We start from the raw sequence: 19,624 nt of genomic DNA on the forward strand, positions 1-19,624 counted from the left end.
AAAATCGCATCCGTCGTACACCCTCGTGAATGGATGCCGTGCCCATCGTGCCCCCTTTGTTCTGGGGCACCAAAAACACGACACTTCACGAGCTACAAACAGGCGACAGATCACGCGCTACCGACAATCCCTGAAAAATGACTCACGCTCTGGAATTTACAGGCGTACGCTCGTGCCCGTCACAGCCCGGCCCGTGGCTTTTATCTGTGATGAGAACGCCGGTTGCGCTCCCGCCTTCCTCCGTGAAAGGAGAGGCGCCGTGCAGAAGCGACGCCGTTTCAAGCAAACTCGGACTCTCGCAGAGCGTCTTGCCGACGAGGCAAAGAAGCTGCGCGCAGCAGCCGAAAAGCTTCCACCCGGCCCGACACGGGATGCGGTCCTACGCAAAGCCCGGCAGGATGAAACAGCCCTGCATGTGACCGAGTGGCTTAATTCGCCCGGCCTGAAGCCTCCGACTTAGGGCACCGTCCTTGTGCAAAGAGAGCTTATTGAGCATTGCCGCAGAAGGGCGGAACAATGTCGCCTGAATGCGGAGAAGGCGCGAGACGACTTTGACGCCGCCGCATGGCTCGACCTTGCCAACGATTGGACGAAAACGGCAGAAGCCCTCGAACGCGAAGACGATCCCCAATGGAAGAACTAGGCTGGCGCTGGAGATCCCGTCCGCCCGTCAGCTGCCGCTGATGCCCGGAGAGTGGAATCTCACAGGCAGGCTGCATCTTGGGTAGGTGTCTCAGTTTTTCACACGAGGAAGAAGATGTAGCCAAGGGACGCGGCGGGGCCCACCAGCCAAACCCACAAGGCCATATCATCTGGGGCCAACGAATTCGGGAGCCGAAACATTCCGGGCCGACCGGCGTTGCTCTCTCATCTACGGGAGGAGAGGCAATGAGGTACGGATTTGCTGCACTTTGCGCAATCACCCTGCTCGCCGGGCCGGCCACAGCCGATCCGTGGAAGGACGAGAGTGGCAAGGGACGGTGGGGCGACTATGACCGTCGCTACGAACGCAGCTACAGTTACGACCGCGACTACAAGCAGGAGTTCTACCGTGGCCCCTGCAAAATCGAGCGCAAGTGGTCGCGTAACGGCGAATACAAGGAAGAGACCAAATGCAAGGGCTACCGCTGATGCAGTGAGGCCGCCAGCTGAGGCGGCCCTACTCTTTCGCCGCAAACCCTGCGTTCACTGTGGAATGCCAAATTCCTTTGCGGCGAGCTTGGCGATCTCGTCGGGCTCCCGCGTGCCTGCGGCGTCGATCTGGATGACCTTCCGCGCAACAATGTCGCAAACGGGGTCGTTGCGATCGACCAGGTGCAGGGATTTAAGCGCCAGCGCAAAGGCCCGTTCGAGTCTCTCAAACTCGCTCGGATTTGTCTTGCCGTCCTTCAGCAGCCGCTGGATCGGCATTGCCCCTGAGCCCAATCGGGTGCGCCATTGCACGTGATGGAACCTACCGCCAAATCGGGAACTTGTTAACAGGCGAAATACGAAAAAGCCGACCTCGACAGGAGATCGGCTTTTCGTGGGGCAGGAGGAGAATGGTGATCTAAACGAGCAAGCGCGGCCACCGTTCCTGCGAACGCACTTCAGGACGCTGCCACAAGCGCCCCTGCACCCATGCAGTACCCATGCATTTTTCGGGTCCGCGCATCAGAAGTGATTTCTCGCACCTGGAACGGCCGAGGGAGGCCTCTCGGGCGCGGCGTCACTTCCCTTCCTTCCTCTTCCCGCCCGTCTTCAGCTCGCGATAGCGCGTCGCGCCGCCCTCGCGGTTGGTCTGCGGGCTGCGCTCCACGGCCATCGCATCGTCCGGCACGTCCTTGGTGATGACCGAGCCCGAGCCGATATAGGCGCCGCTGCCGATCTTCACGGGGGCGACCAGCGAGGAGTTGGTGCCGATGAAGGCCCCGGCGCCGATCGTGGTCTTGTGCTTGGAAAAGCCGTCGTAGTTGCAGGTGATGGTGCCGGCGCCGATGTTGGAATTGGCGCCAACATGGGCATCGCCGATGTAGGAGAGATGGTTGACCTTGACGCCGGCCTCGAGCGTGGCCGCCTTGGTCTCCACGAAATTGCCGATGCGCGCGCCGTCGCCGAGCGAGGTGCCGGGCCTGATCCGCGCATAGGGTCCGACCGACGCCTTCTTGCCGATCTGGGCCTGCACGATGTGCGAGAAGGAATGGATGACGGCGCCGTCGTCGATGGCAACGCCGGGGCCGATCACCACGAACGGCTCGATGACGACGTCGCGGCCGAATTTGGTGTCGGCGGAAAGATACACCGTCTCCGGCGCGATAAGGGTGACGCCGGCGTCGAGCGCGGCCTTGCGCAGCTTCGTCTGCATGACGTTCTCCGCTTCCGCCAGCTGCGCCCTCGTGTTGATGCCGCGCACTTCGTCCTCGCCGGTTTCGATCACGACGGCCTCCAATCCCATATCCCTGACGATGGTGACGGCATCGACGAGATAATACTCGCCCTTGCTGTTGGCATTTCCGATCCTGTACAGAATTTGCAGCGCGCGGCGGCCGTCGAACGCCATCACGCCGGCATTGCACAGCGTGATCCTGCGCTCTTCGGTGCTGGCGTCGGCCTGCTCGCGGATCGCAACCAGCTTGCCATTCTCGATCAGGAGGCGGCCGTAGCCGGTCGGATCGGCGGCGCGGAAGCCGAGCACGGCGAGCGCTGCGCCCTTCGCCAATGGCGCGCGCATCCGCGCAAAGGTTTCGGCCGAGATCAGCGGGGTGTCGCCGAACGCGATCAGGAGGTCGTCGGCGCCACGCGCGATCGCCTCGCGCGCGGCCAGCACGGCATGCGCGGTTCCCAGCCGCTCGCGCTGCACGAAGGTGGAGGCATCCGGCCGCAGTTTCTTCGCCTCGGCCTCGACGGCGGCGTGATCGGGGCCGACCACCACGGCCAGCGCGGTTCCCGGCCCCTGGGGCGCGGCGTGGAGCACATGCGCCAGCAGCGACTGGCCGGCGACGGGATGCAGCACCTTGGGCAAGCCAGAGCGCATGCGCGTGCCCTCGCCCGCGGCGAGCACGACGGTGAGACTGGAACGGGCGGTCATTCGAATCCTTAATTCCCCTGACAAGCGCCGCCGTCTTAGAGCGTTTTCCCCCGCAAAGGAAAGGCGATTCGCCTCCCCCCCGGGGACGGCTTGCCGTTCCGGGGACATGCGGATTCAGGGGTGTTCCGCATTTCCTGATATCTTTGCCGTTGATTCGCGGGGCCTTGAGGAGGGCCAACGACGTTTGGCCAGGGATTCCAATCATCGCGGCGGCTATGAGGCCGAAGACAGCGGCGGCTTGTTCAGCTCCCTGTTCGCCGACGAGGACGATTGCGACCGCCGCCGCACCCTGTGGCGCGTCGCCTCCTGGGGCGTCATCTCGGTCGTGGCCGTGGTGGGAGCCGTGATGGCGAACCAATCCTCGATTGGCTGGCGGCGCGAGCAGGCGGCCACTGCCGACCTGGTACAGCAGGCCAATCGCCTGCAGGCGGTCGCGCGCGACAGCCAGAACGAGGCGCGGCGGCTGGCTTCCGCGGTCGAGACCTTGAACGGCGACCGCGACCGTCTCTACACGCGCGTCACGGTGCTGGAACAGGGGCTCGACTCCGTCACCGGCGCCATCGCCCGGCAGAATGCGGCTGCGGCCGCTCCAGCCGAAGCGCAACCTGCCGCGCAACCCGCCGCCCCGGCCATCGAGCCGGTCGCGAGCAAGCCGGCCGCGCAGCCCGAAAAGACCAGCGCCACCGCCAGCGCCGAGCCGGCGCCAGCCAGCACTTCCGCGGTCAAGGAAGTGCCGACCAGGCCGGCCGCCATGCCGGCAACGCCGCTGGTCGAATCCAAGTCGATGATGGCGCCGCCGGATCCGGCCGCCGGCAAGCTGATCGAGCCGGCAAAGCCGGCGAGCGCCATTACCGCAGAGGCCATCCCGATCGTGGCCGCGGCGGCGCCGTTCGGCGACACGCCCGAGAAGGAGACGGCGGACGCGGCGTTGCCGAAAATCCAGCGCACCGAATTCGGCGTCGACGTCGGCGGCGCCAATTCGATCGCCGGCCTGCGCGCCCTGTGGAAGGGGTTGTTGAAGTCGCGCGCGAACGCACCGCTGGCGTTGCTGCAACCGATCATCGTGATCCGCGAGGGCAGCGGCGGCCGCGGCATGCAATTGCGCCTCGTGGCAGGTCCGCTCAGCGACGCCGCGGCGGCGGCCAAGCTCTGCGCGGTCATGACCGAGAACGACCGGGATTGCGAGACGGCGGTCTATGACGGCCAGCGCCTGACGCTGAAGGCCGACGAGGCGCCAGCGGCCAAGCCGGCCGCGCCGCCGCCCGCGTCCCGCAAGAAGAACGCCCCGCAAAAGCGCGCGGCAGCCGCAGAGGAGCCCAAGAAGCCGGAGACATCGTCGGGCTGGTCATCGTTCTTCGGCAAGAAGAACTGATCGTTCCACTGTGACTGCGCTTGCGCAACGTATCGAGATCGTCATGCCCGGGCTTGTCCCGGGCATCCACGTACTTTGTGCCCGCGAGAAAGGTCGTGGATGGCCGGGCATAGGCGAGCGGAAGCGACGCCGTCCTTCGGACGGCTATGCCCGGCCATGACGATGTGGAAACGTCTGTGCGGTTCAACCAAACGCCTTCACACCAACGGCAAATCATCGCCATCACAATGGCTTGCGGGCCGCTTTTGATCCCCTGCGGCATGCGCTTCCGCGGCTTGTCGCGCCGGCCGAAGCCCGGCATATTCGCCCCATGAAGAAATCCCCGTTCCGGCTGACGCCGTACCAGGTGCAGTTCCTGCTCGTCGTCGGTTTCGTCACCGTCGGATACGCGCTGTATCTGCGTTACCTCGCCATCGAATTGTCGACCGTGGCGCTGGCCTGCGATGCCGGCGTGCAGAGCATGGCCTGCCAGATGCGCTCGCTTGCGACCTACTTGTTCAGGCAATCGGTGTTCGGCATCGTCGCCCTGATCATCGCGGCGCTGCACGTGATGCGGCCGTCGATCGTGCTGCTGACAGGCGGCATCATCGTCGCCGGCACCGGTCTCGTGCTCTACAACGTCACGCTGTCGGGTATCGCGATCGGCCTGCTCATCCTGGGCTTTGCGCGGCCCGCGCCCGCCACAGCGTAAGCGCAAGCAGCAGGTACATCGTGACGGTCCACAGCGACTGCCAGTTGTCGCGGCCCTCGTTGATCGCGATGTAGATCGCGGCAACCGTGAGCAGGCCGGCGAATACGGCTTCCGCGATCGGGCGCGCGCCCGCCTGCGGGCGGTTCAGCACCATCAATCCGATGAACGGAATCACCGCCATGGTGAGCGAGGCATAGGGGAAATCGCGATAGCGCGGATCGAAGGTGAAGCCGAGCGCGGTTTCCGCTGCGATCACCGCCGTTATCGCCAGCGCCAGCGCCAGCAGGATCGTGACCCCGGGACGCGTCTTGTAGTCGCGGGGACCCAGCAGGTCGAGGAACGTCGGCAGCGGCCGGCCCGCCATGACGGCATTGGCGCAGAGCAAGGGCGAAGCGACCGCGGCGGCGAGCAGCGCGCCCCATTTCAGCCAGCCGCCGATGCCGTAGCTCTCGTACAGCATCTTGTCCGCGGCGATGCCGAGCAGGCTGCCTGCCGATGTCGCCGAGATCGCGACCACGACCCATGAAACCAGCCGCGGCTTCCACGGCCGGCGCCGCAAGGCGAGGATCGCCGCCAGGAAGGTGAAGGCGCTGAGCAGCATTCCGCATGCCATCTGCAGCTTCCATGTGGGATAGTTGCTGATGACGATGCCGGGAGGATATTTGACCGCGCGCTTGTACGCGTCGAACAGCCCCCAATAGCCGCCGACCGTGCCCTCGAGCTGGCGCTTCCAGGGCTGGTCATAAGCCTCGATCAGGTTGACGCGGAATCCGTCGCGCCGGGCGAGCTCGAGGATATCCGAGACGACGCGCGCCTGGCTGATGCGCGAGGGCAGCGCGCCCTCCCGCATCCGGCCAAAGCTCGGCCAGCCGGTTTCGCCTACCAGGATTTCCTTGCCCGGAAACGCCACCGCCATGCGGCGGCGGATCTGGTCGACATGGGCGGCGGCGAACTTGGCCTTGATCGGAATGTCCTCCCAATAGGGAAGGATATGGATGGTGACGAAATCGACGGCGTCGTAGACCTCGCGGTTCTTCAGCCAGTATTCCCAGACGTCGGCATAGGTGACGGGCACGCCCGGCGCCTGCGACTTCACGATGCGGATATTGGCGACGAGATCGGCGGCGGTCATCTCGCCGCGCAGCAGCACCTCATTGCCGACGACGAGCCCCGTGACGGTGCCTGGATGATTCTTGGCGAGCTGCACCGCCGTCGAGATCTGCGCGAGATTCCTGAAGCGGTTGCTGCCGAGCCAGATGCCCTGGATGACCTTGAGCCCGACCTTGGCCGCCAGCGCCGGCACCCGATCCACCCCGTTGTCGATGGAGTAGGTCCGCACGCAATCGGTCACCTTGGCGAGCTGCGCCAGATCCTCGGCGATCTGCTCCGGCGAAATCTGGGTGCTCTCGACCAGCGGCGTCTGCGCATCGCGGAACGGCGCATAGGACACGCATTGCAGCTTGGCGTTGGGGTCGATCGGCGCGCGCGCCAGGGTGATCGGCGTGGCGAGCCACCACCAGACCGCGGCAATCGTTGCGAGGGAAATCAGGAAGAGCGCCAACGGCGTACGAAGAGAAATCGGTTCCATCCTCCGGGCGGGGCATGTCGATTAGCGCCTCGACCGCCGTCTGCCAAGTGCGGCATTGCGACAGGGGCGCAACCATTTGCCGCCGACAGGCTTTACCACGGCGAGATAAAGTTGTGAGTTTGCTGGACAAAATCGCGGATTCACGGCATGGGAATCCGGTGCCGTTTCCGCCGCATTGGGGGCCCATTTCAACGGCATCAAGCCCGCGCGCCCGGTACCGGCGCTGGAAGTTCAACTTTTTCGGGGAATGTATGCGTCGCCGGGTTCTCAGCCTTCAAAGTGTGGTTCTGCGTCTGGTCCTTGTTCATCTGGCCCCGGCCGCAATGGCCCTTCTGGTTGGAGCCTCCGGCGCCCTCGCCCAAAGCGGCACCCCGGCCCCCCAGGAGCAGCAGGGAAAGGCCGCCCCGGACAGCAAGTCCGCCGATGCCATCAAGGAGAACGAGCGCAAGGCCGCCGAATTCGTCGAGGCCCAGCAGGCCCTCAACGGCCCGGGCGGCAACCCCGAATGCGTCTGGCTCGGCCGCCGCGTGGTGCGCCTGATGTGGCTGGACGACCTCGATACGGCCTTCCGCCACCTCGACCTCTACGACCGATTCGGCTGCCCGGGCGGCCACGTCCAGGCGAGCTTCCGCTGCCTGACCCGGTTCGGATCGCAAATCGACGACAAGGTACCGCGGAGCCTGAACGACCGCATCCACGCCTGCTGGATCAATCCGGGGACCCAGCCGCAGACGGCGGCCGCCCCGAGCCCCGCTCCCTCCTCGTCCCCCACGACGGCCGGCAGCGCGGCACCCGCGGCCGGGGCTGCGCCCGCGCAGGCGGCTCCCGCGAAGTAAGCTGCTTGGCGCAGTCTTCAGAAGACGGGCCGTCCAGATGAACGCCGCCTGAACGGGTGCGCCCTCAAAAGGCCATGGCGCCATACCAGTTGTCTAATCGCGCGGCAGCATTATCCTAGGAGACGCCGCGAAGTCGGTCGAACCTAGGGGACAGGTTCGCGTTAACGGAAATCGAGCCCCGCATGGTTTGGTCGCGATGCGCGCCGTCGTCGCAGTTCTTCTGTTCGTAACCGCCGTTCATGCCGGACTTTGGGGCCTTCTGCAGGACAAGCAGTCGGCGCCCGACTTCCATGGCATGCTGCCGAGCGTGTCCTACGCGCCGTTCGACGGAACGGGCCATCCCGACATCGACAATATCCCGACGGTGGAGAAGATTCGTGCCGACCTGAAAAGGCTCGCCACGATGACCAAGGCGATCCGCCTCTATTCGTCGACCGGCGGCGTCGAGCTGGTGCCGGCCGTTGCCGCCGAGTTCGGCCTCAAGGTCATGGTCGGCGCCTGGATCGACAAGAACGCAGACCGCAACAAGCGCGAGATCGACGCTGCGATCACGCTGGCCCGCCGCAACAGCAACGTCATCGGCGTCGTCGTCGGCAACGAGGTGATCTATCGCGGCGAGCAGCAGGTCGGCGACCTCATCGAGATGATCAAGCGGGTCAAGAAGTCGGTCGGCGTGCCCGTGACGACGGGCGAGATCTGGCACGTCTGGCGCGAGTTCCCGCAGCTCGCCAACAACGTCGATTTCATCGCCGCCCACGTGCTGCCCTACTGGGAAAACTTCACCGACAAGCAGGCGGTCGACCAGGCCGTCGATCGCTTCAACCTGCTGCGCGACCTGTTTCCGGGCAAGCGAGTGGTGATCGCCGAATTCGGCTGGCCGAGCGCCGGCTACAATCTGCTCAACGCCAATCCCGGCCAGCTCGAGCAGGCCTCGGTGCTGCGCAACTTCGTCACCCGCGCCGAAGCCATCGGCATGGACTACAACATCGTCGAGGCGATCGATCAGCCCTGGAAATTCTTCGAAGGCGGCGTCGGCCCGTACTGGGGCATCCTCAACGCCGCGCGTGAGCCGAAGTTCGCCTGGACCGGGCCGATCGTGAACCAGGACCACTGGAAGCTCGCCACCATCGCGCTTCTGGTCGGCATCCTGATGTCGCTGCCGATCCTGCGCTTGAGCGAACCGACGGCGATGCAGGCCCTGGTGCTGTCGGCCGCCGCCAGCGGCGTCGGCGCCTGGGCCGCGACCGTGTTCGCCTACTGGAACACGCATTATTTCGTCTGGGGTTCGGCCTTTGCGCTGGGCCTCGGCATGGTGCTGCTGGTGCCGCTGGTGCTGATCGCGATGGCGCGGATCGAGGAGATCGCGGCCGTCGCTTTCGGCAAAGCGCCGCGCCGGCTGGTCACCAAGAGCGCGGCGCTGGCGCCCGCCAGCATCGGCGAGAACCTCGCCTTCCCCAAGGTGTCGATCCACATCCCCGCCTATTACGAGCCGGTGGAGATGCTGAAGCAGACGCTCGATGCCGTAGCGCGGCTCGACTATCCGAATTTCGAGTGCGTGGTGATCATCAACAACACGCCCGACCCGGAATTCTGGCAGCCGATCCAGGACCATTGCCGGGCGCTCGGCGAGCGCTTCAAGTTCATCAACGCCGAGAAGGTGCAGGGCTTCAAGGCCGGCGCGCTGCGCATCGCCATGGACCGCACCGCCGCGGATGCCGAGGTCATCGGCATCATCGACGCCGACTACGTCGTGCATCCGGACTGGCTGAAGGACCTCGTCCCCCTGTTCGCCGACCCCCGTGTCGGGCTCGTGCAGGCGCCGCAGGAGCATCGCGACGGCGACCGCTCGCTGATGCACTACATCATGAACGGCGAATATGCCGGGTTCTTCGACATCGGCATGGTCCAGCGCAACGAGTTCAACGCCATCATCGTGCACGGCACGATGTGCCTGATCCGCCGCGCCGCGATGGACATGGCCGGTGGCTGGTCGAGCGACACCATCTGCGAGGACACCGACCTCGGGCTCTCGATCCAGCAGCAGGGCTGGCTCACCCACTACACCAACACGCGCTACGGCGAGGGCCTGCTGCCCGACACCTACGAGGCCTTCAAGAAGCAGCGCCACCGCTGGGCCTATGGCGGCTTCCAGATCGTCAAGAAGCACTGGCGGCGGTTCCTGCCCGGCGCCAGCCGCCTGACGGCCGACCAGCGCCGCGAATTCGGCCTCGGCTGGCTGAACTGGCTGGGGGCCGAAAGCCTCGGCGTGGTGGTGGCGATCCTCAATCTGATCTGGGTGCCGATCGTCGCCTTTGCCGACATCGCCATCCCCGACAAGATCCTGACCCTGCCGATCATCGCGGCCTTCGTGGTGTCGCTGACGCATTTCCTTTCGCTGTACCGGCTGCGGGTGAAGGTGAAGGTGCCGCAGATGCTGGGCGCCATGATCGCAGCGATGAGCGTGCAATGGACGGTGTCGCGCGCGGTAGCCCAGGGCCTGATCACCGAGCATCTGCCGTTCGCCCGCACCTCCAAGGGCGGCCTGTCGCGGATGTCGATCGAATTCCAGGCGTTCTGGGAGGCGGTGATCGGCGTGCTGCTGCTGGTCGGCGCTGCCGTCCTCGTGGTCACTAACGGCGCCAAGCAGGTGCGCGAGATCTACATTTTCGCGGGCGTTCTGGTGCTGCAAAGCCTGCCCTTCCTGTCGGCGGTGGCGATCGCGATCCTGGAGAATTCGCGCATCAACGAATTCGCCTTCTGGCGCAACAGCGCGGTGCGGGCCGCCGAGCTGATCGGCCTGCGCCCGGTCGCGCTGCCCAAGCCGGTTCCGAGCCCGCAGCCGGTCGCCAGCGAAATCCAGCGCGAAGCCAGCTGATCGGCGCTGGAAGAAACGCGCCGCTGCCCTTGAAGAGGCCGAGGTAAGTACCGATTTCGATTGCATGATTCAGGCCGGGCGGCGCCGCCCTTGCGGGAGTTTTGCGCTATTGACCCGCGAAGGCTCGCCCCCTACACAGCGCGGACCGGAGCATGATCCGGACCACGGTAGAGTGAGCGCGTAGCTCAGGCGGTAGAGCACGTGACTTTTAATCATGGGGTCGAGGGTTCGAGTCCCTCCGCGCTCACCAAGTCTCCAGAACACCTTGACTTCAAAATCGGAACTTCTTGACGCGGTCGATATGCAGTTTGTGCATACATCCCGCAACAACCGCCACAACGCCCCTTTGCCCTACCGAGCAAATCACCTTCGGCGATGGAATCATCCTGCTTGTCGATTGCATGAGGTTGTGCAACCGAAAACCTACATTAAACGGCAAGTTGCTCGATTTGGTTGCGAATGGTAGGAACGCGCTCCGCTAGATGGGCTCCTGCCTCCCGTGCTTTTCAACTCATACGAATATTTACTGGCTTTCTTGCCAACGACCCTGATCGGCTATTTCCTCCTTCAATATTTCGGCTCAGTGGCAGCCGCCAAGATGTGGCTCATAGCCGCAAGCCTTGCGTTTTATTCATGGTGGGGCTTGGCCTATTTGCCACTGATCACCGTCTCCATCCTCGTGAACTACGGTATCGGCACAGCGCTCGGCTACGGCAAACTTCGACGCCGGGAGCTGCTCTTGGTCGCAGGCCTCATTTTCAACCTCGCCCTGCTCGGCTATTTCAAGTATGCGAATTTTCTTGTCGATAATCTCAATGTGGCCGGCGCTAACATTCAACTCGCGCGCATCGCCCTGCCACTCGCCATCAGCTTCTTCACCTTTCAGAAGATCGCGTATCTGGTTGACAGTTACCGCGGCCAGACGGTTGGCTACAACTTTCTCGATTACGCACTCTTCGTGACTTTCTTTCCCCAGCTCATCGCCGGGCCCATCGTCCATCACAAGGAAATCGTTCCGCAATTTGCGAACAGACAGAACCGCCCGGTCGTTCCCGACAACATCGCAACCGGTCTTTGCATCCTCGGCATCGGCCTTTTCAAGAAAGTTATCGTCGCAGACACGTTTGCGGGTTGGGCTACGCCTGGCTTCGACACGGCGGCTTCCCTCTCATTCGTCGAAGCGTGGGTTACAAGCCTTAGCTACACTTTCCAGCTGTACTTCGACTTCAGCGGCTATACCGACATGGCGATCGGCGCAGCGCTGATGTTCAATATCCATCTGCCGATCAACTTCAATGCGCCGTACCGCGCCACTGATATACAGGGCTTCTGGCGGCGCTGGCACATCACTCTCAGCAATTTCTTGCGCGACTACCTCTATATCCCGCTGGGAGGTAGCCGCCGCGGAGAAGCACGGACCTATGAAAACCTCGTTGTCGTGTTTTTGCTTGGCGGGCTGTGGCACGGCGCGAGCTGGATGTTTGTGATTTGGGGTGCGCTGCACGGTGCAGCCCTCGTTATCCACCGCATGTGGAGTCGCACCGGCTTCTCGATGCCCACTTGGCTTGCATGGTTCATCACCTTCAATTTCGTTAACGTCGCCTGGGTTTTCTTTCGCGCCAAGAACATGAGTTCGGCAGCGAAGGTTCTGGGCGGCATGGCAGACGTTCGCAGCATTGTCTTGATGATGCCATCCGCGGCCCCGTTGCTGGCACTAGCTTTCGCGATCGTGTTGCTCGGCAAGCCGACCGTCGCGTTTTTTGAACGCTCCCGATCTTCATCGGCCCTCACAGTCTCTGGCCTTGCATTTGGCTTATGCCTCGTCGTCATGTTCATGGAAACGAGCCGTATTTCCGAATTCCTCTACTTCAACTTCTGACCATGCGCCGTATTGCCAACTTCTTCATCTCAGCTCTTGTCGCGATTTTTTCAACGCCGCTGCTGTGGTATCTCTCGTTGGGCTACTATCAGCCGGCGGAGCACTGGCTCTTCGACGTGTACTCGATCAAGGAGCACCGGGCGCGGCAGAGCGCATCGCCGAAACTCGTCATAGCCTCCGGCTCTAATGCGCTGTTCGGGATGGACAGCGAGCTGCTTGAGCGTTTGCTTGGCAAGCCGGTCGTAAATATGGCCGGCCACGCCGGACTCCCGATTGATTTCCACGCCGAAAAGGCCTTGACCATCGCTGCGGCGGGCGACACCGTAGTCATGCCGCTGGAGTTTGGCTACTACGCATCCGAGCCCAAGCCGACCTCCTGGGAGGTTGCAAATTTGGCGAGCTGGGGCGCGGACTACGCCAAGCGGGATCTTCGACGGCTATGGACCCTGTTCCGTCACTCGACGCTTGCTGACAGCGTCCAACGCCTTCGGCTTAGACCAATCCCGCACGATCCTCTTGCCGTGGTCCTGGCACGCGCGACTGAAAATACTGCCGGGGGCATAGCAGTTTGGCAGGGCTACAGTTACCGATCAGCCAATGCTTGGGGAGATTTTTTTGTGCGCGAGGGAGGACCAACGTTTGAAGGTCCCGCGCCCTACACGCGTGGTCAACTGACACCATATGCAATTGAACGCCTGAGCGAGATTCGGCGAAAGTTCGAGGGCCAGGGTGTCACGCTGCGCCTGACGTGGCCCGTGACGGCAAAGAACCGTGAGTTTGACCTTACTCGCCCCGAGCACCGCAAGCCGGTCATTGAGATCAAGGAACGGTTACGTGCTGCCGGCATCGAATTTATTTGTGAGCCGGAATACTTTCACTTCGACCGGCATCTTTTTCTCAACACAAATTATCATCTCGGCACGGAAGGTGCAGTCTATCGTACCGAAGCGCTGGCCGCCTGCATACAGGGCCACAAGCCATCCGCCAAACGCGCCGCAGAGTTGTATGAGGCTCGACTGAAATCCGTCCGCTGAAGCGAATAGTTCCGCCAGCAGAAGCCCGACCTGTCGCATCGCACCTCCTATGTCGAAACTCACAATCGCATTCTACCCTTCCCCGCAGTGACCAGCACCACCGTTTCGCTGAAGATACATTTGAGCGCCAACGGAACGGTTGAGCAGCATGAACAACGAGCCAGTGGGCGCGCGCGGTGACAAGACCGTTTCCCTGCGTCTCGGTCGACCGCGGGAGCACGCCTGGCATGTTGCGGGACCAAACCAACTGATCAACGTAAAGGAATTCTACACCTACAGCCGAGCGATAGAAGTCGCGGTGTCCGGCAGCAGCTGCACCGCGCGGGTCGGCTATAGCCTGAAGCCAGGTCAACGCGACTATCAATATCCGCGGCTCAACGGCGGCGCACGCGCCACCGCGACGTCGGTCTCGGCCGGTGCTGTATCTTGCTCAATTCATTGATCGGCAAGGCCGGCTGGAGCCGGAGCGCGATGCCGGCGATTCCGCTCACTGCCCTGCGAGGCTGCACTGACCGGCACCGCGCCATACAGCGCGGCACAAATACTGGATGCAGGTCGCAAGTTCTGTGGGACCGCTGTCTGGCAGTGGCTTAAGCGGATCGGAATTTTCACCGTCGTGGTTGATTACGTACGACGTTTGGGCTTTAGCCCACTGCCCTGTTGCTGCCCCCGTGTAACCATCGAGTAACCAAAACCGCGCTCTTTCGCTGTTCTGGCCGGAACACAGTTGTACGTTGGCCCGTAAATGCACTGCATGGTTGTAGCTCAACTCCGGAGGAGGGAGATGGGTCGGTATTATTTCGACCTCCATGGTGCGCAGAACACTCGTGACTCTGGCGGCCTCGCATTTGAAAATGACACGGAGGCTTTCGAGACTGCTAAGCGACTGGCGGCGGAGTTGGCGACCGCGCGACCACAGCTAAGGGGAAATACCTGCGTGGTGCTCACCCGAAAGGGTGCGGATGATGTTTATTGCATAGGTGTGTGAGGCCGCCTCAGTTGGGTGGCTATCGCTCGACACACCATGAGGACGGCGGATCGCTCGCCGTGATCATGTCGATGCGCAGCGCGACAAGCGAGCTCCTCTTGAAGGCGTAATTGCGGCTCTTGACGATACGCTGAACCTTAGCGGGGCCCGGCCGAAGCTATGCGCCGTAGATTGCCTCGCGTGGTTTGATGGTCATGAGGAATTCACCCGGAGAATTTCTGATCGGAACCGAAACCAAACCCGACATAGTTGAATTTTTTAAGGGGCTTCGCAAAAACAGCGAGGCGAGCCATGCATTTATCACTAGCCGAGGCGTTTCTTGCAATCTCCGCCCTAAGCACGGCGTTTCTGGTGGAGATTTTCGTTTTTGTCGCCTTGGGTCTGATCTGAGGGGTGCCCCAAATGGTGGAACCTCCTCGAAGCCACGGAACCCATCGCACCCCGCATCTAGAGCCGACGCATTGCCTGGCCATTTGTCATGAGATAGGCGAACGGCTTCGTATTGCCCTTGATCGGGATCGAGCACCCTTGCCCTCGCGCCTGCGCGGGATGCTAGATCGGTTTGAGGAGATGGACGCTCGGGCGCGCCTTCAGTCATACTCAAAGAATAAATCGACGGCGGGTAAAGGTCGCTAGGCGGGCAAAGGTCGATAAAGGAGACCGTCAATGATGCCCCCTACGCGCGGCTCTTGGTGGTCACGGCGCTAAGATCGCCGGGCCGTGCCGCCGTCGCAAGCCGCTACACCTCGGGGCCCGTTATTGCACTTCGGCAAGCCGTTGTCCGGCATCGCGTGCGCATTTGCGGAGGCCTCCAGCGGAGTACACCGCAGCCGCTCTCCTTCGGAATTCGGACATAAGCGGAGGACGATGGTAAGTCGGCAATGGGTGCCAGTTTCGGACCATAGTCTCGCGGCAAATGTTGAGCCCGCCTACCTGAACTCTTGCCCATATTTGAGAGCGATCGCGTTGATCTGCTCCCGCGTCAATTCCTTTCGCGGTTCGCCGGGTCGGCTACAGGTTTCGCGAAAGAAACCATCGAGACCTGGGGGCACCATGATCCACAGCAGAACTAGCCCCCGATCTGGACTACTGAAACCATGCCACGTGTTCTTGGGTATGAAGATCGTTCCACCTCTTTCGCAAGAATGAAGCACATCGTTGAGTGTCACCGTGCCACTGCCTTCCAGAACGTAGAAGGCTTCGTCCCTGTCGAGGTGTCGGTGAACCGGAATGCCTGAGCCCTGGGGTAGCTGCTGAATGCCCAGGCCAAAATTATTGGCCCCCGCTATGGGGTCGGCCTTGATGAAGATGTTACCGCCATCACGAAAATGGATCAGGTGCTCACCCTCTCCGGCACCAAGCACATAGCCCTGAGGCACCGGGTTGCGCGACTTCGCCTCGATCTCCTTGCTGTTTGGCATCGCGTTCTCCCATTGATCGATGTCCAACAGTGAAAAAGCCACGATAGCAGAATGCTGCACCACGAGCGACGCCCATGGCCAAAGACGGCTTAGGGTTCAACAGGCGTCATTTCGGGTGAGCGCAGCCATGTCCGCTGTACCGCACAAAGGAACCCGGCCCGATGCCTGCCCGTTTTTCCCGGGTCAGTCATCGTTCTGTTTGAGGCAGGGCAATTGGAAGTGGCTGGCAGGGGCCGCCGTATTAAAACAAAAACCCGGCGGCCCCACTGGATCAATCGTTGCAGCGTCTGCTTGAAACCTGCTGGGAGCGAAATTTCAACGACCGTCATCCGTTCAATTGGCGCGCCACGCAGGGACGAAATCGACCAGCCGCTCGACGAGGGCGAGGAAAGCCGCGGCGTCGCGATGATCGCGCACTGGCCGCCGAGCGCGAGCAGATGCACCTCGATGAGCGACAGCAATCCGCAACCGGTGCGGCTCGTCGGTGCCGCGTCGAGGTTAGCGAGATTGACGGCGCACAGGCTGGCAGGATTGACACTGCAAATGGCGTCGTCGACCGCGGCGTGCAGCTCCGCGATGCCGGCGATTCGCCTCATCTGCCTTGTGAGGCCGCACTGACCGGCATCGCGCCATGATAGTCGCGATACCAGGCGACGAAGCTACGGATGCCGTCCTCGATCGAGGTCGCGGGATGAAAATCCACGTCCCTTGCGAGTTCGTGGACGTCGGCATAGGTCGCCAGCACGTCGCCGGGCTGCATCGGCAGAAGCTCTCTTTTGGCCTCGCGTCCGAGCTCCCGCTCCAGCACCGCGACGACCCGCAACAACTCCTCCGGCCGGTTGTTGCCGACATTGTAGACGCGCCACGGCGCCGCGCTCGATCCGGGATCCGGCGTCTCGCCCAATTCGTAAGCCGCCCCGCGCGGGGCGCGATCGATCAGGCGGACCAGCGCTTCCGTCACGTCGTCGATATAGGTGAAGTCCCGCAGCATGCGGCCGCCGTTGAACAAGCGGATCGGCTCGCCCCGGACGATCGCATCGGCGAACAGGAACAGGGCCATGTCGGGCCGGTACCACGGACCGTAGACCGTGAAGAACCGCAATCCCGTGCAGGGGATGCCGTAAAGATGGCTGTAGGAATGGGCCATCAGCTCGTTTGCCTTCTTGCTGGCGGCATAGAGGCTGATCGGATGATCGACGTTGTCGTGCACCGAGAACGGCAGCTTCCTGTTCGCGCCATAGACCGACGATGACGAGGCGAACAGCAGATGCCGGCAGTCGTTGTGCCGGCAGCCTTCCAGGATGTTGGCAAAGCCGACCAGGTTCGCATCGACATAGGCGTGCGGCTCCCTCAGCGAGTAGCGCACGCCGGCCTGCGCCGCGAGGTGAACCACGACGGGAAAACGATGCCGCGCGAACAGCTCCGCAATGGCGGCGCGATCCGCCAGCTCCAGCCGTTCGAAGCGGAAGCGCGGATGCTTGCGCAGGATGTCGAGCCGCGCCAGCTTCAGCTGCGGATCATAGTAGGAATTGAGGTTATCGATCCCGACGACGCGCTGGCCGGACTGCAGCAGTCGCTGCGCCACGTGGAATCCGATGAACCCTGCGGCTCCCGTCACCAGGATTGCGCGATCCGGCATCTTGCCCGCCTCCTCGTCCGTCCCGACGGCCATGGCTCAATAGGCCGGCGATTTCGGCCGGCCGACGCCGCAATACAGGAAGCCGTTCCGCCTCACCTCCTCCGGCGCGTAGATGTTGCGGAGGTCGACGATCACGGGACAGGCCATGACCGCGGACAGCTCCCTGAGATCGAGCGCCCGGAACTGCTCCCATTCGGTGACGATGACGAGCGCGTGGCTGCCCTTGGCGCAGCGGTAGGCGTCGTCGCAGAAGGTGACGTTCTCGAACACCTTCTTCGCCTGCTCCATGCCGATGGGATCGTGGACGCGAACCTCGGCGCCCATGTCCTGCAGCGCAGTCACCAGGGGAATCGACGGCGCGTCGCGCATGTCGTCGGTATTGGGCTTGAAGGTGACGCCGAGCACCGCAATGGTCTTGCCGCGCAGATTGCCGCCGAAGGCGCCCGCCACCTTGCGTGCCATCGCGCGCTTGCGCTGGTCGTTGACGGCGACCACGGTTTCCACGATCCGCAGCGGCGACTCGTTGTCCTGGCCTGTCTTGATCAGCGCCATCGCATCCTTCGGAAAGCAGGACCCGCCGAAACCCGGCCCCGCATGCAGGAACTTCTGCCCGATGCGGTTGTCGAGACCGATGCCGCGCGCCACCTCCTGCACATTGGCGCCGACTTTCTCCGCAAGGTCGGCGATCTCGTTGATGAAGGCGATCTTGGTGGCCAGGAAGGAGTTGGCGGCATATTTGGTCAGCTCGGCGGTGCGCCGGTCGGTATAGAGGATCGGCGAGGCATTGAGGTGCAGCGGCCGGTAAACTTCCGCCATCACGCTCCGCGCCCGCGCATCGTCGGTGCCGATCACGATCCGGTCGGGGTGCTTGAAGTCGCGGATCGCCGCCCCCTCGCGCAGGAACTCGGGATTGGAGACGACGGCGACGCTTGCTGCCGGATTCTCCTCGCGGATGATGCGCTCGACCTCATCGCCGGTGCCGACCGGCACGGTCGACTTGGTGACCACCACCGAACGCTCGGGAAGTGCGCCGGCGATTTCGCGCGCGGCGGCGTAGACATAGGACAGGTCGGCATGGCCGTCGCCGCGGCGCGACGGCGTGCCGACGGCAATGAACACCACTTCCGCGGCGCCGACCGCCGACTTGAGGTCGGTCGTGAACGAAAGGCGTCCTTGCATGACGTTGCGCTTCACCAGCTCGCCGAGCCCAGGCTCGTGAATGGGCATCTCGCCATGCCTGAGGCCGGCGACCTTCTCCTCGTTGCTGTCGATGCAGACCACGTGATGGCCGAAATCGGAGAAGCACGCGCCCGACACCAGCCCGACATAGCCGGCGCCAATCATTGCGATATGCATGGTCGATCCTGTCCAATAAGCGGCGCGGTCGCCTGCCGCGCCGATGAGAGATGAGTTCGGCAATGCCGGCGTGCTAGCTGCTCAGCATCGATTCGCCGTCGAGGTGGCGCGGAAAGAAGAAGAAGTTGTTGACGTAGACCCTTCCCGCCTTGCGGCCGCCGTCCGGGCACAACGCGCCAGCGTCCTGAAGCCGGCCGGAATCGAACGCCTCGACACCGACCACGTCGTCACCCCTGAGGAAAAACCCCCGGTAGGATCTGCGGCGGAAAAATTCGAACACCGACCGCGTCGCCTCGGCGCGGTGGCGGTCCTCCGCCTCGACCAGGAAAACCGGCTGGCAGCGTTCCACGAGTTCGACCGCGCCGTTCAGCACGTTCAGCTCATGGCCTTCGACGTCGATCTTCACGAAGGCGACGTCCTGATGGATCACCGCATCGAGCCGCGCCATCGGCACATGCGCCGACACGCTTCCAGCCGGCACATCGTCCCGCACCTCGAGCGAAGCAAGCCCGTAAACCGGGCCGTCGTCGCCCTGCGGGATGAAGAGCTCGGCATCGCCATCGTGATCGGACAACGCGATCTCGTGCACGCTGACATTGCGTGCCGAGGTGCGGCGCAGCAGCCGCGCCATCGCCGAGGACGGCTCGAAGGCATGGACCTGTCGCGACAGGCGCGCCAGCCGCCGCGTGTACAGGCCGCAATTCGCCCCGACGTCCACCGTCACCGCATCGCCGGGGATGATGCTGTCGAGGTAGCAGAGCTCGCGCTCTGCCGATTTGGGCCGCTTCATGAAGTGCCACTGCAGCCAGAGCGAGGGAAACGCGTCTTTCACCAATGTCTTCACCTGCTGCTTCGCATTCATCGCCGGCTCCCCTTGC

General features: G+C 63.2%; 17 protein-coding genes and 1 tRNA gene. 10 read left to right on the forward strand and 8 right to left on the reverse strand.

The window, feature by feature from the left end; translation table 11 throughout:
* Positions 1–888: 888 nt before the first annotated feature.
* The gene (locus tag ACT4OC_RS17435; RefSeq protein WP_444840264.1) at positions 889–1,131 is read left to right on the forward strand and encodes a hypothetical protein; all 243 of its coding nucleotides are present in this window, start codon (positions 889–891) and stop codon (positions 1,129–1,131) included.
* Positions 1,132–1,185: 54 nt separating this feature from the next.
* On the opposite strand, the gene ACT4OC_RS17440 is transcribed toward ACT4OC_RS17435, so the two are convergent.
* Both ACT4OC_RS17440 and glmU read right to left on the reverse strand, forming a co-directional pair.
* On the reverse strand, positions 1,186–1,410 hold the full coding sequence (locus tag ACT4OC_RS17440) for a hypothetical protein (RefSeq protein ID WP_444840265.1): 225 nt from the start codon (positions 1,408–1,410) through the stop codon (positions 1,186–1,188).
* 298 nt (positions 1,411–1,708) lie between these two features.
* Entirely contained in the window at positions 1,709–3,067 is a 1,359-nt protein-coding gene (gene glmU, locus ACT4OC_RS17445; RefSeq protein ID WP_444840266.1) for a bifunctional UDP-N-acetylglucosamine diphosphorylase/glucosamine-1-phosphate N-acetyltransferase GlmU, read from the reverse strand.
* Positions 3,068–3,251: 184 nt separating this feature from the next.
* On the opposite strand from glmU, the gene ACT4OC_RS17450 reads away from it, so the two are divergent.
* On the forward strand, positions 3,252–4,439 hold the full coding sequence (locus tag ACT4OC_RS17450; protein ID WP_444840267.1) for a hypothetical protein: 1,188 nt from the start codon (positions 3,252–3,254) through the stop codon (positions 4,437–4,439).
* Positions 4,440–4,749: 310 nt separating this feature from the next.
* Positions 4,750–5,130 (forward strand): hypothetical protein, encoded by a 381-nt coding sequence (locus ACT4OC_RS17455; RefSeq protein ID WP_444840268.1) that lies wholly within the window; start codon positions 4,750–4,752, stop codon positions 5,128–5,130.
* Here the strand turns inward: ACT4OC_RS17455 and ACT4OC_RS17460 are convergent.
* Positions 5,090–6,718 carry a glycoside hydrolase family 17 protein gene (locus tag ACT4OC_RS17460; protein ID WP_444840269.1) on the reverse strand — a complete coding sequence of 543 codons (1,629 nt, stop codon included), beginning with the start codon at positions 6,716–6,718 and terminating at the stop codon, positions 5,090–5,092. The genes ACT4OC_RS17455 and ACT4OC_RS17460 overlap by 41 nt on opposite strands.
* A 251-nt stretch (positions 6,719–6,969) precedes the next feature.
* Between ACT4OC_RS17460 and ACT4OC_RS17465 the strand changes: the two genes are divergently transcribed.
* The 7 genes from ACT4OC_RS17465 (at position 6,970) to ACT4OC_RS17495 (ending at position 14,330) form a co-directional block, all read left to right on the forward strand.
* Positions 6,970–7,554 carry a beta-1-3, beta-1-6-glucan biosynthesis protein gene (locus tag ACT4OC_RS17465; protein ID WP_444840301.1) on the forward strand — a complete coding sequence of 195 codons (585 nt, stop codon included), beginning with the start codon at positions 6,970–6,972 and terminating at the stop codon, positions 7,552–7,554.
* A gap of 196 nt (positions 7,555–7,750) precedes the next feature.
* Positions 7,751–10,429, forward strand: a complete 2,679-nt coding sequence (locus tag ACT4OC_RS17470) for a glycosyltransferase (RefSeq protein WP_444840270.1) — start codon at positions 7,751–7,753, stop codon at positions 10,427–10,429.
* 174 nt (positions 10,430–10,603) lie between these two features.
* Positions 10,604–10,679, forward strand: a tRNA-Lys gene (locus ACT4OC_RS17475).
* Between the two features lie 285 nt (positions 10,680–10,964).
* A complete protein-coding gene (locus tag ACT4OC_RS17480; protein WP_444840271.1) occupies positions 10,965–12,308 on the forward strand; it encodes an MBOAT family O-acyltransferase in 1,344 nt (447 codons plus the stop codon).
* A 2-nt stretch (positions 12,309–12,310) separates the two neighbouring features.
* Positions 12,311–13,342 (forward strand): hypothetical protein, encoded by a 1,032-nt coding sequence (locus ACT4OC_RS17485; protein WP_444840272.1) that lies wholly within the window; start codon positions 12,311–12,313, stop codon positions 13,340–13,342.
* Positions 13,343–13,490: 148 nt separating this feature from the next.
* Entirely contained in the window at positions 13,491–13,784 is a 294-nt protein-coding gene (locus tag ACT4OC_RS17490) for a hypothetical protein (RefSeq protein ID WP_444840273.1), read from the forward strand.
* A gap of 342 nt (positions 13,785–14,126) precedes the next feature.
* Positions 14,127–14,330 carry a DUF6894 family protein gene (locus tag ACT4OC_RS17495; protein WP_444840274.1) on the forward strand — a complete coding sequence of 68 codons (204 nt, stop codon included), beginning with the start codon at positions 14,127–14,129 and terminating at the stop codon, positions 14,328–14,330.
* Positions 14,331–15,259: 929 nt separating this feature from the next.
* On the opposite strand, the gene ACT4OC_RS17500 is transcribed toward ACT4OC_RS17495, so the two are convergent.
* From ACT4OC_RS17500 to ACT4OC_RS17520, 5 genes are all read right to left on the reverse strand, one after another.
* On the reverse strand, positions 15,260–15,814 hold the full coding sequence (locus ACT4OC_RS17500) for a cupin domain-containing protein (RefSeq protein WP_444840275.1): 555 nt from the start codon (positions 15,812–15,814) through the stop codon (positions 15,260–15,262).
* Positions 15,815–15,840: 26 nt separating this feature from the next.
* The gene (locus ACT4OC_RS17505) at positions 15,841–16,347 is read right to left on the reverse strand and encodes a hypothetical protein (protein WP_444840276.1); all 507 of its coding nucleotides are present in this window, start codon (positions 16,345–16,347) and stop codon (positions 15,841–15,843) included.
* On the reverse strand, positions 16,344–17,390 hold the full coding sequence (locus ACT4OC_RS17510) for an NAD-dependent epimerase (protein WP_444840277.1): 1,047 nt from the start codon (positions 17,388–17,390) through the stop codon (positions 16,344–16,346). The genes ACT4OC_RS17505 and ACT4OC_RS17510 overlap by 4 nt, the downstream gene beginning before the upstream one ends.
* 36 nt (positions 17,391–17,426) lie before the next feature.
* Complete coding sequence (locus tag ACT4OC_RS17515; RefSeq protein ID WP_444840278.1) at positions 17,427–18,746, reverse strand: UDP-glucose dehydrogenase family protein; 1,320 nt, start codon at positions 18,744–18,746, stop codon at positions 17,427–17,429.
* 73 nt (positions 18,747–18,819) lie between these two features.
* Positions 18,820–19,608 carry an FkbM family methyltransferase gene (locus ACT4OC_RS17520; RefSeq protein WP_444840279.1) on the reverse strand — a complete coding sequence of 263 codons (789 nt, stop codon included), beginning with the start codon at positions 19,606–19,608 and terminating at the stop codon, positions 18,820–18,822.
* Positions 19,609–19,624: the final 16 nt, after the last annotated feature.

Source organism: Bradyrhizobium sp. (assembly GCF_052389815.1).
In the GTDB taxonomy this organism is placed as follows: Bacteria; Pseudomonadota; Alphaproteobacteria; order Rhizobiales; family Xanthobacteraceae; genus Bradyrhizobium.

Bases quoted from the DNA above. Each gene is read 5' to 3' on its own strand.
- ACT4OC_RS17435 (WP_444840264.1), top strand. From the start codon at position 889: ATGAGGTACGGATTTGCTGCACTTTGCGCAATCACCCTGCTCGCCGGG.
- ACT4OC_RS17440 (WP_444840265.1), bottom strand. From the start codon at position 1,410: ATGCCGATCCAGCGGCTGCTGAAGGACGGCAAGACAAATCCGAGCGAG.
- glmU (WP_444840266.1), bottom strand. From the start codon at position 3,067: ATGACCGCCCGTTCCAGTCTCACCGTCGTGCTCGCCGCGGGCGAGGGC.
- ACT4OC_RS17455 (WP_444840268.1), top strand. From the start codon at position 4,750: ATGAAGAAATCCCCGTTCCGGCTGACGCCGTACCAGGTGCAGTTCCTG.
- ACT4OC_RS17460 (WP_444840269.1), bottom strand. From the start codon at position 6,718: ATGGAACCGATTTCTCTTCGTACGCCGTTGGCGCTCTTCCTGATTTCC.
- ACT4OC_RS17465 (WP_444840301.1), top strand. From the start codon at position 6,970: ATGCGTCGCCGGGTTCTCAGCCTTCAAAGTGTGGTTCTGCGTCTGGTC.
- ACT4OC_RS17470 (WP_444840270.1), top strand. From the start codon at position 7,751: ATGCGCGCCGTCGTCGCAGTTCTTCTGTTCGTAACCGCCGTTCATGCC.
- ACT4OC_RS17485 (WP_444840272.1), top strand. From the start codon at position 12,311: ATGCGCCGTATTGCCAACTTCTTCATCTCAGCTCTTGTCGCGATTTTT.
- ACT4OC_RS17490 (WP_444840273.1), top strand. From the start codon at position 13,491: ATGAACAACGAGCCAGTGGGCGCGCGCGGTGACAAGACCGTTTCCCTG.
- ACT4OC_RS17495 (WP_444840274.1), top strand. From the start codon at position 14,127: ATGGGTCGGTATTATTTCGACCTCCATGGTGCGCAGAACACTCGTGAC.
- ACT4OC_RS17505 (WP_444840276.1), bottom strand. From the start codon at position 16,347: ATGAGGCGAATCGCCGGCATCGCGGAGCTGCACGCCGCGGTCGACGAC.
- ACT4OC_RS17510 (WP_444840277.1), bottom strand. From the start codon at position 17,390: ATGCCGGATCGCGCAATCCTGGTGACGGGAGCCGCAGGGTTCATCGGA.
- ACT4OC_RS17515 (WP_444840278.1), bottom strand. From the start codon at position 18,746: ATGCATATCGCAATGATTGGCGCCGGCTATGTCGGGCTGGTGTCGGGC.
- ACT4OC_RS17520 (WP_444840279.1), bottom strand. From the start codon at position 19,608: ATGAATGCGAAGCAGCAGGTGAAGACATTGGTGAAAGACGCGTTTCCC.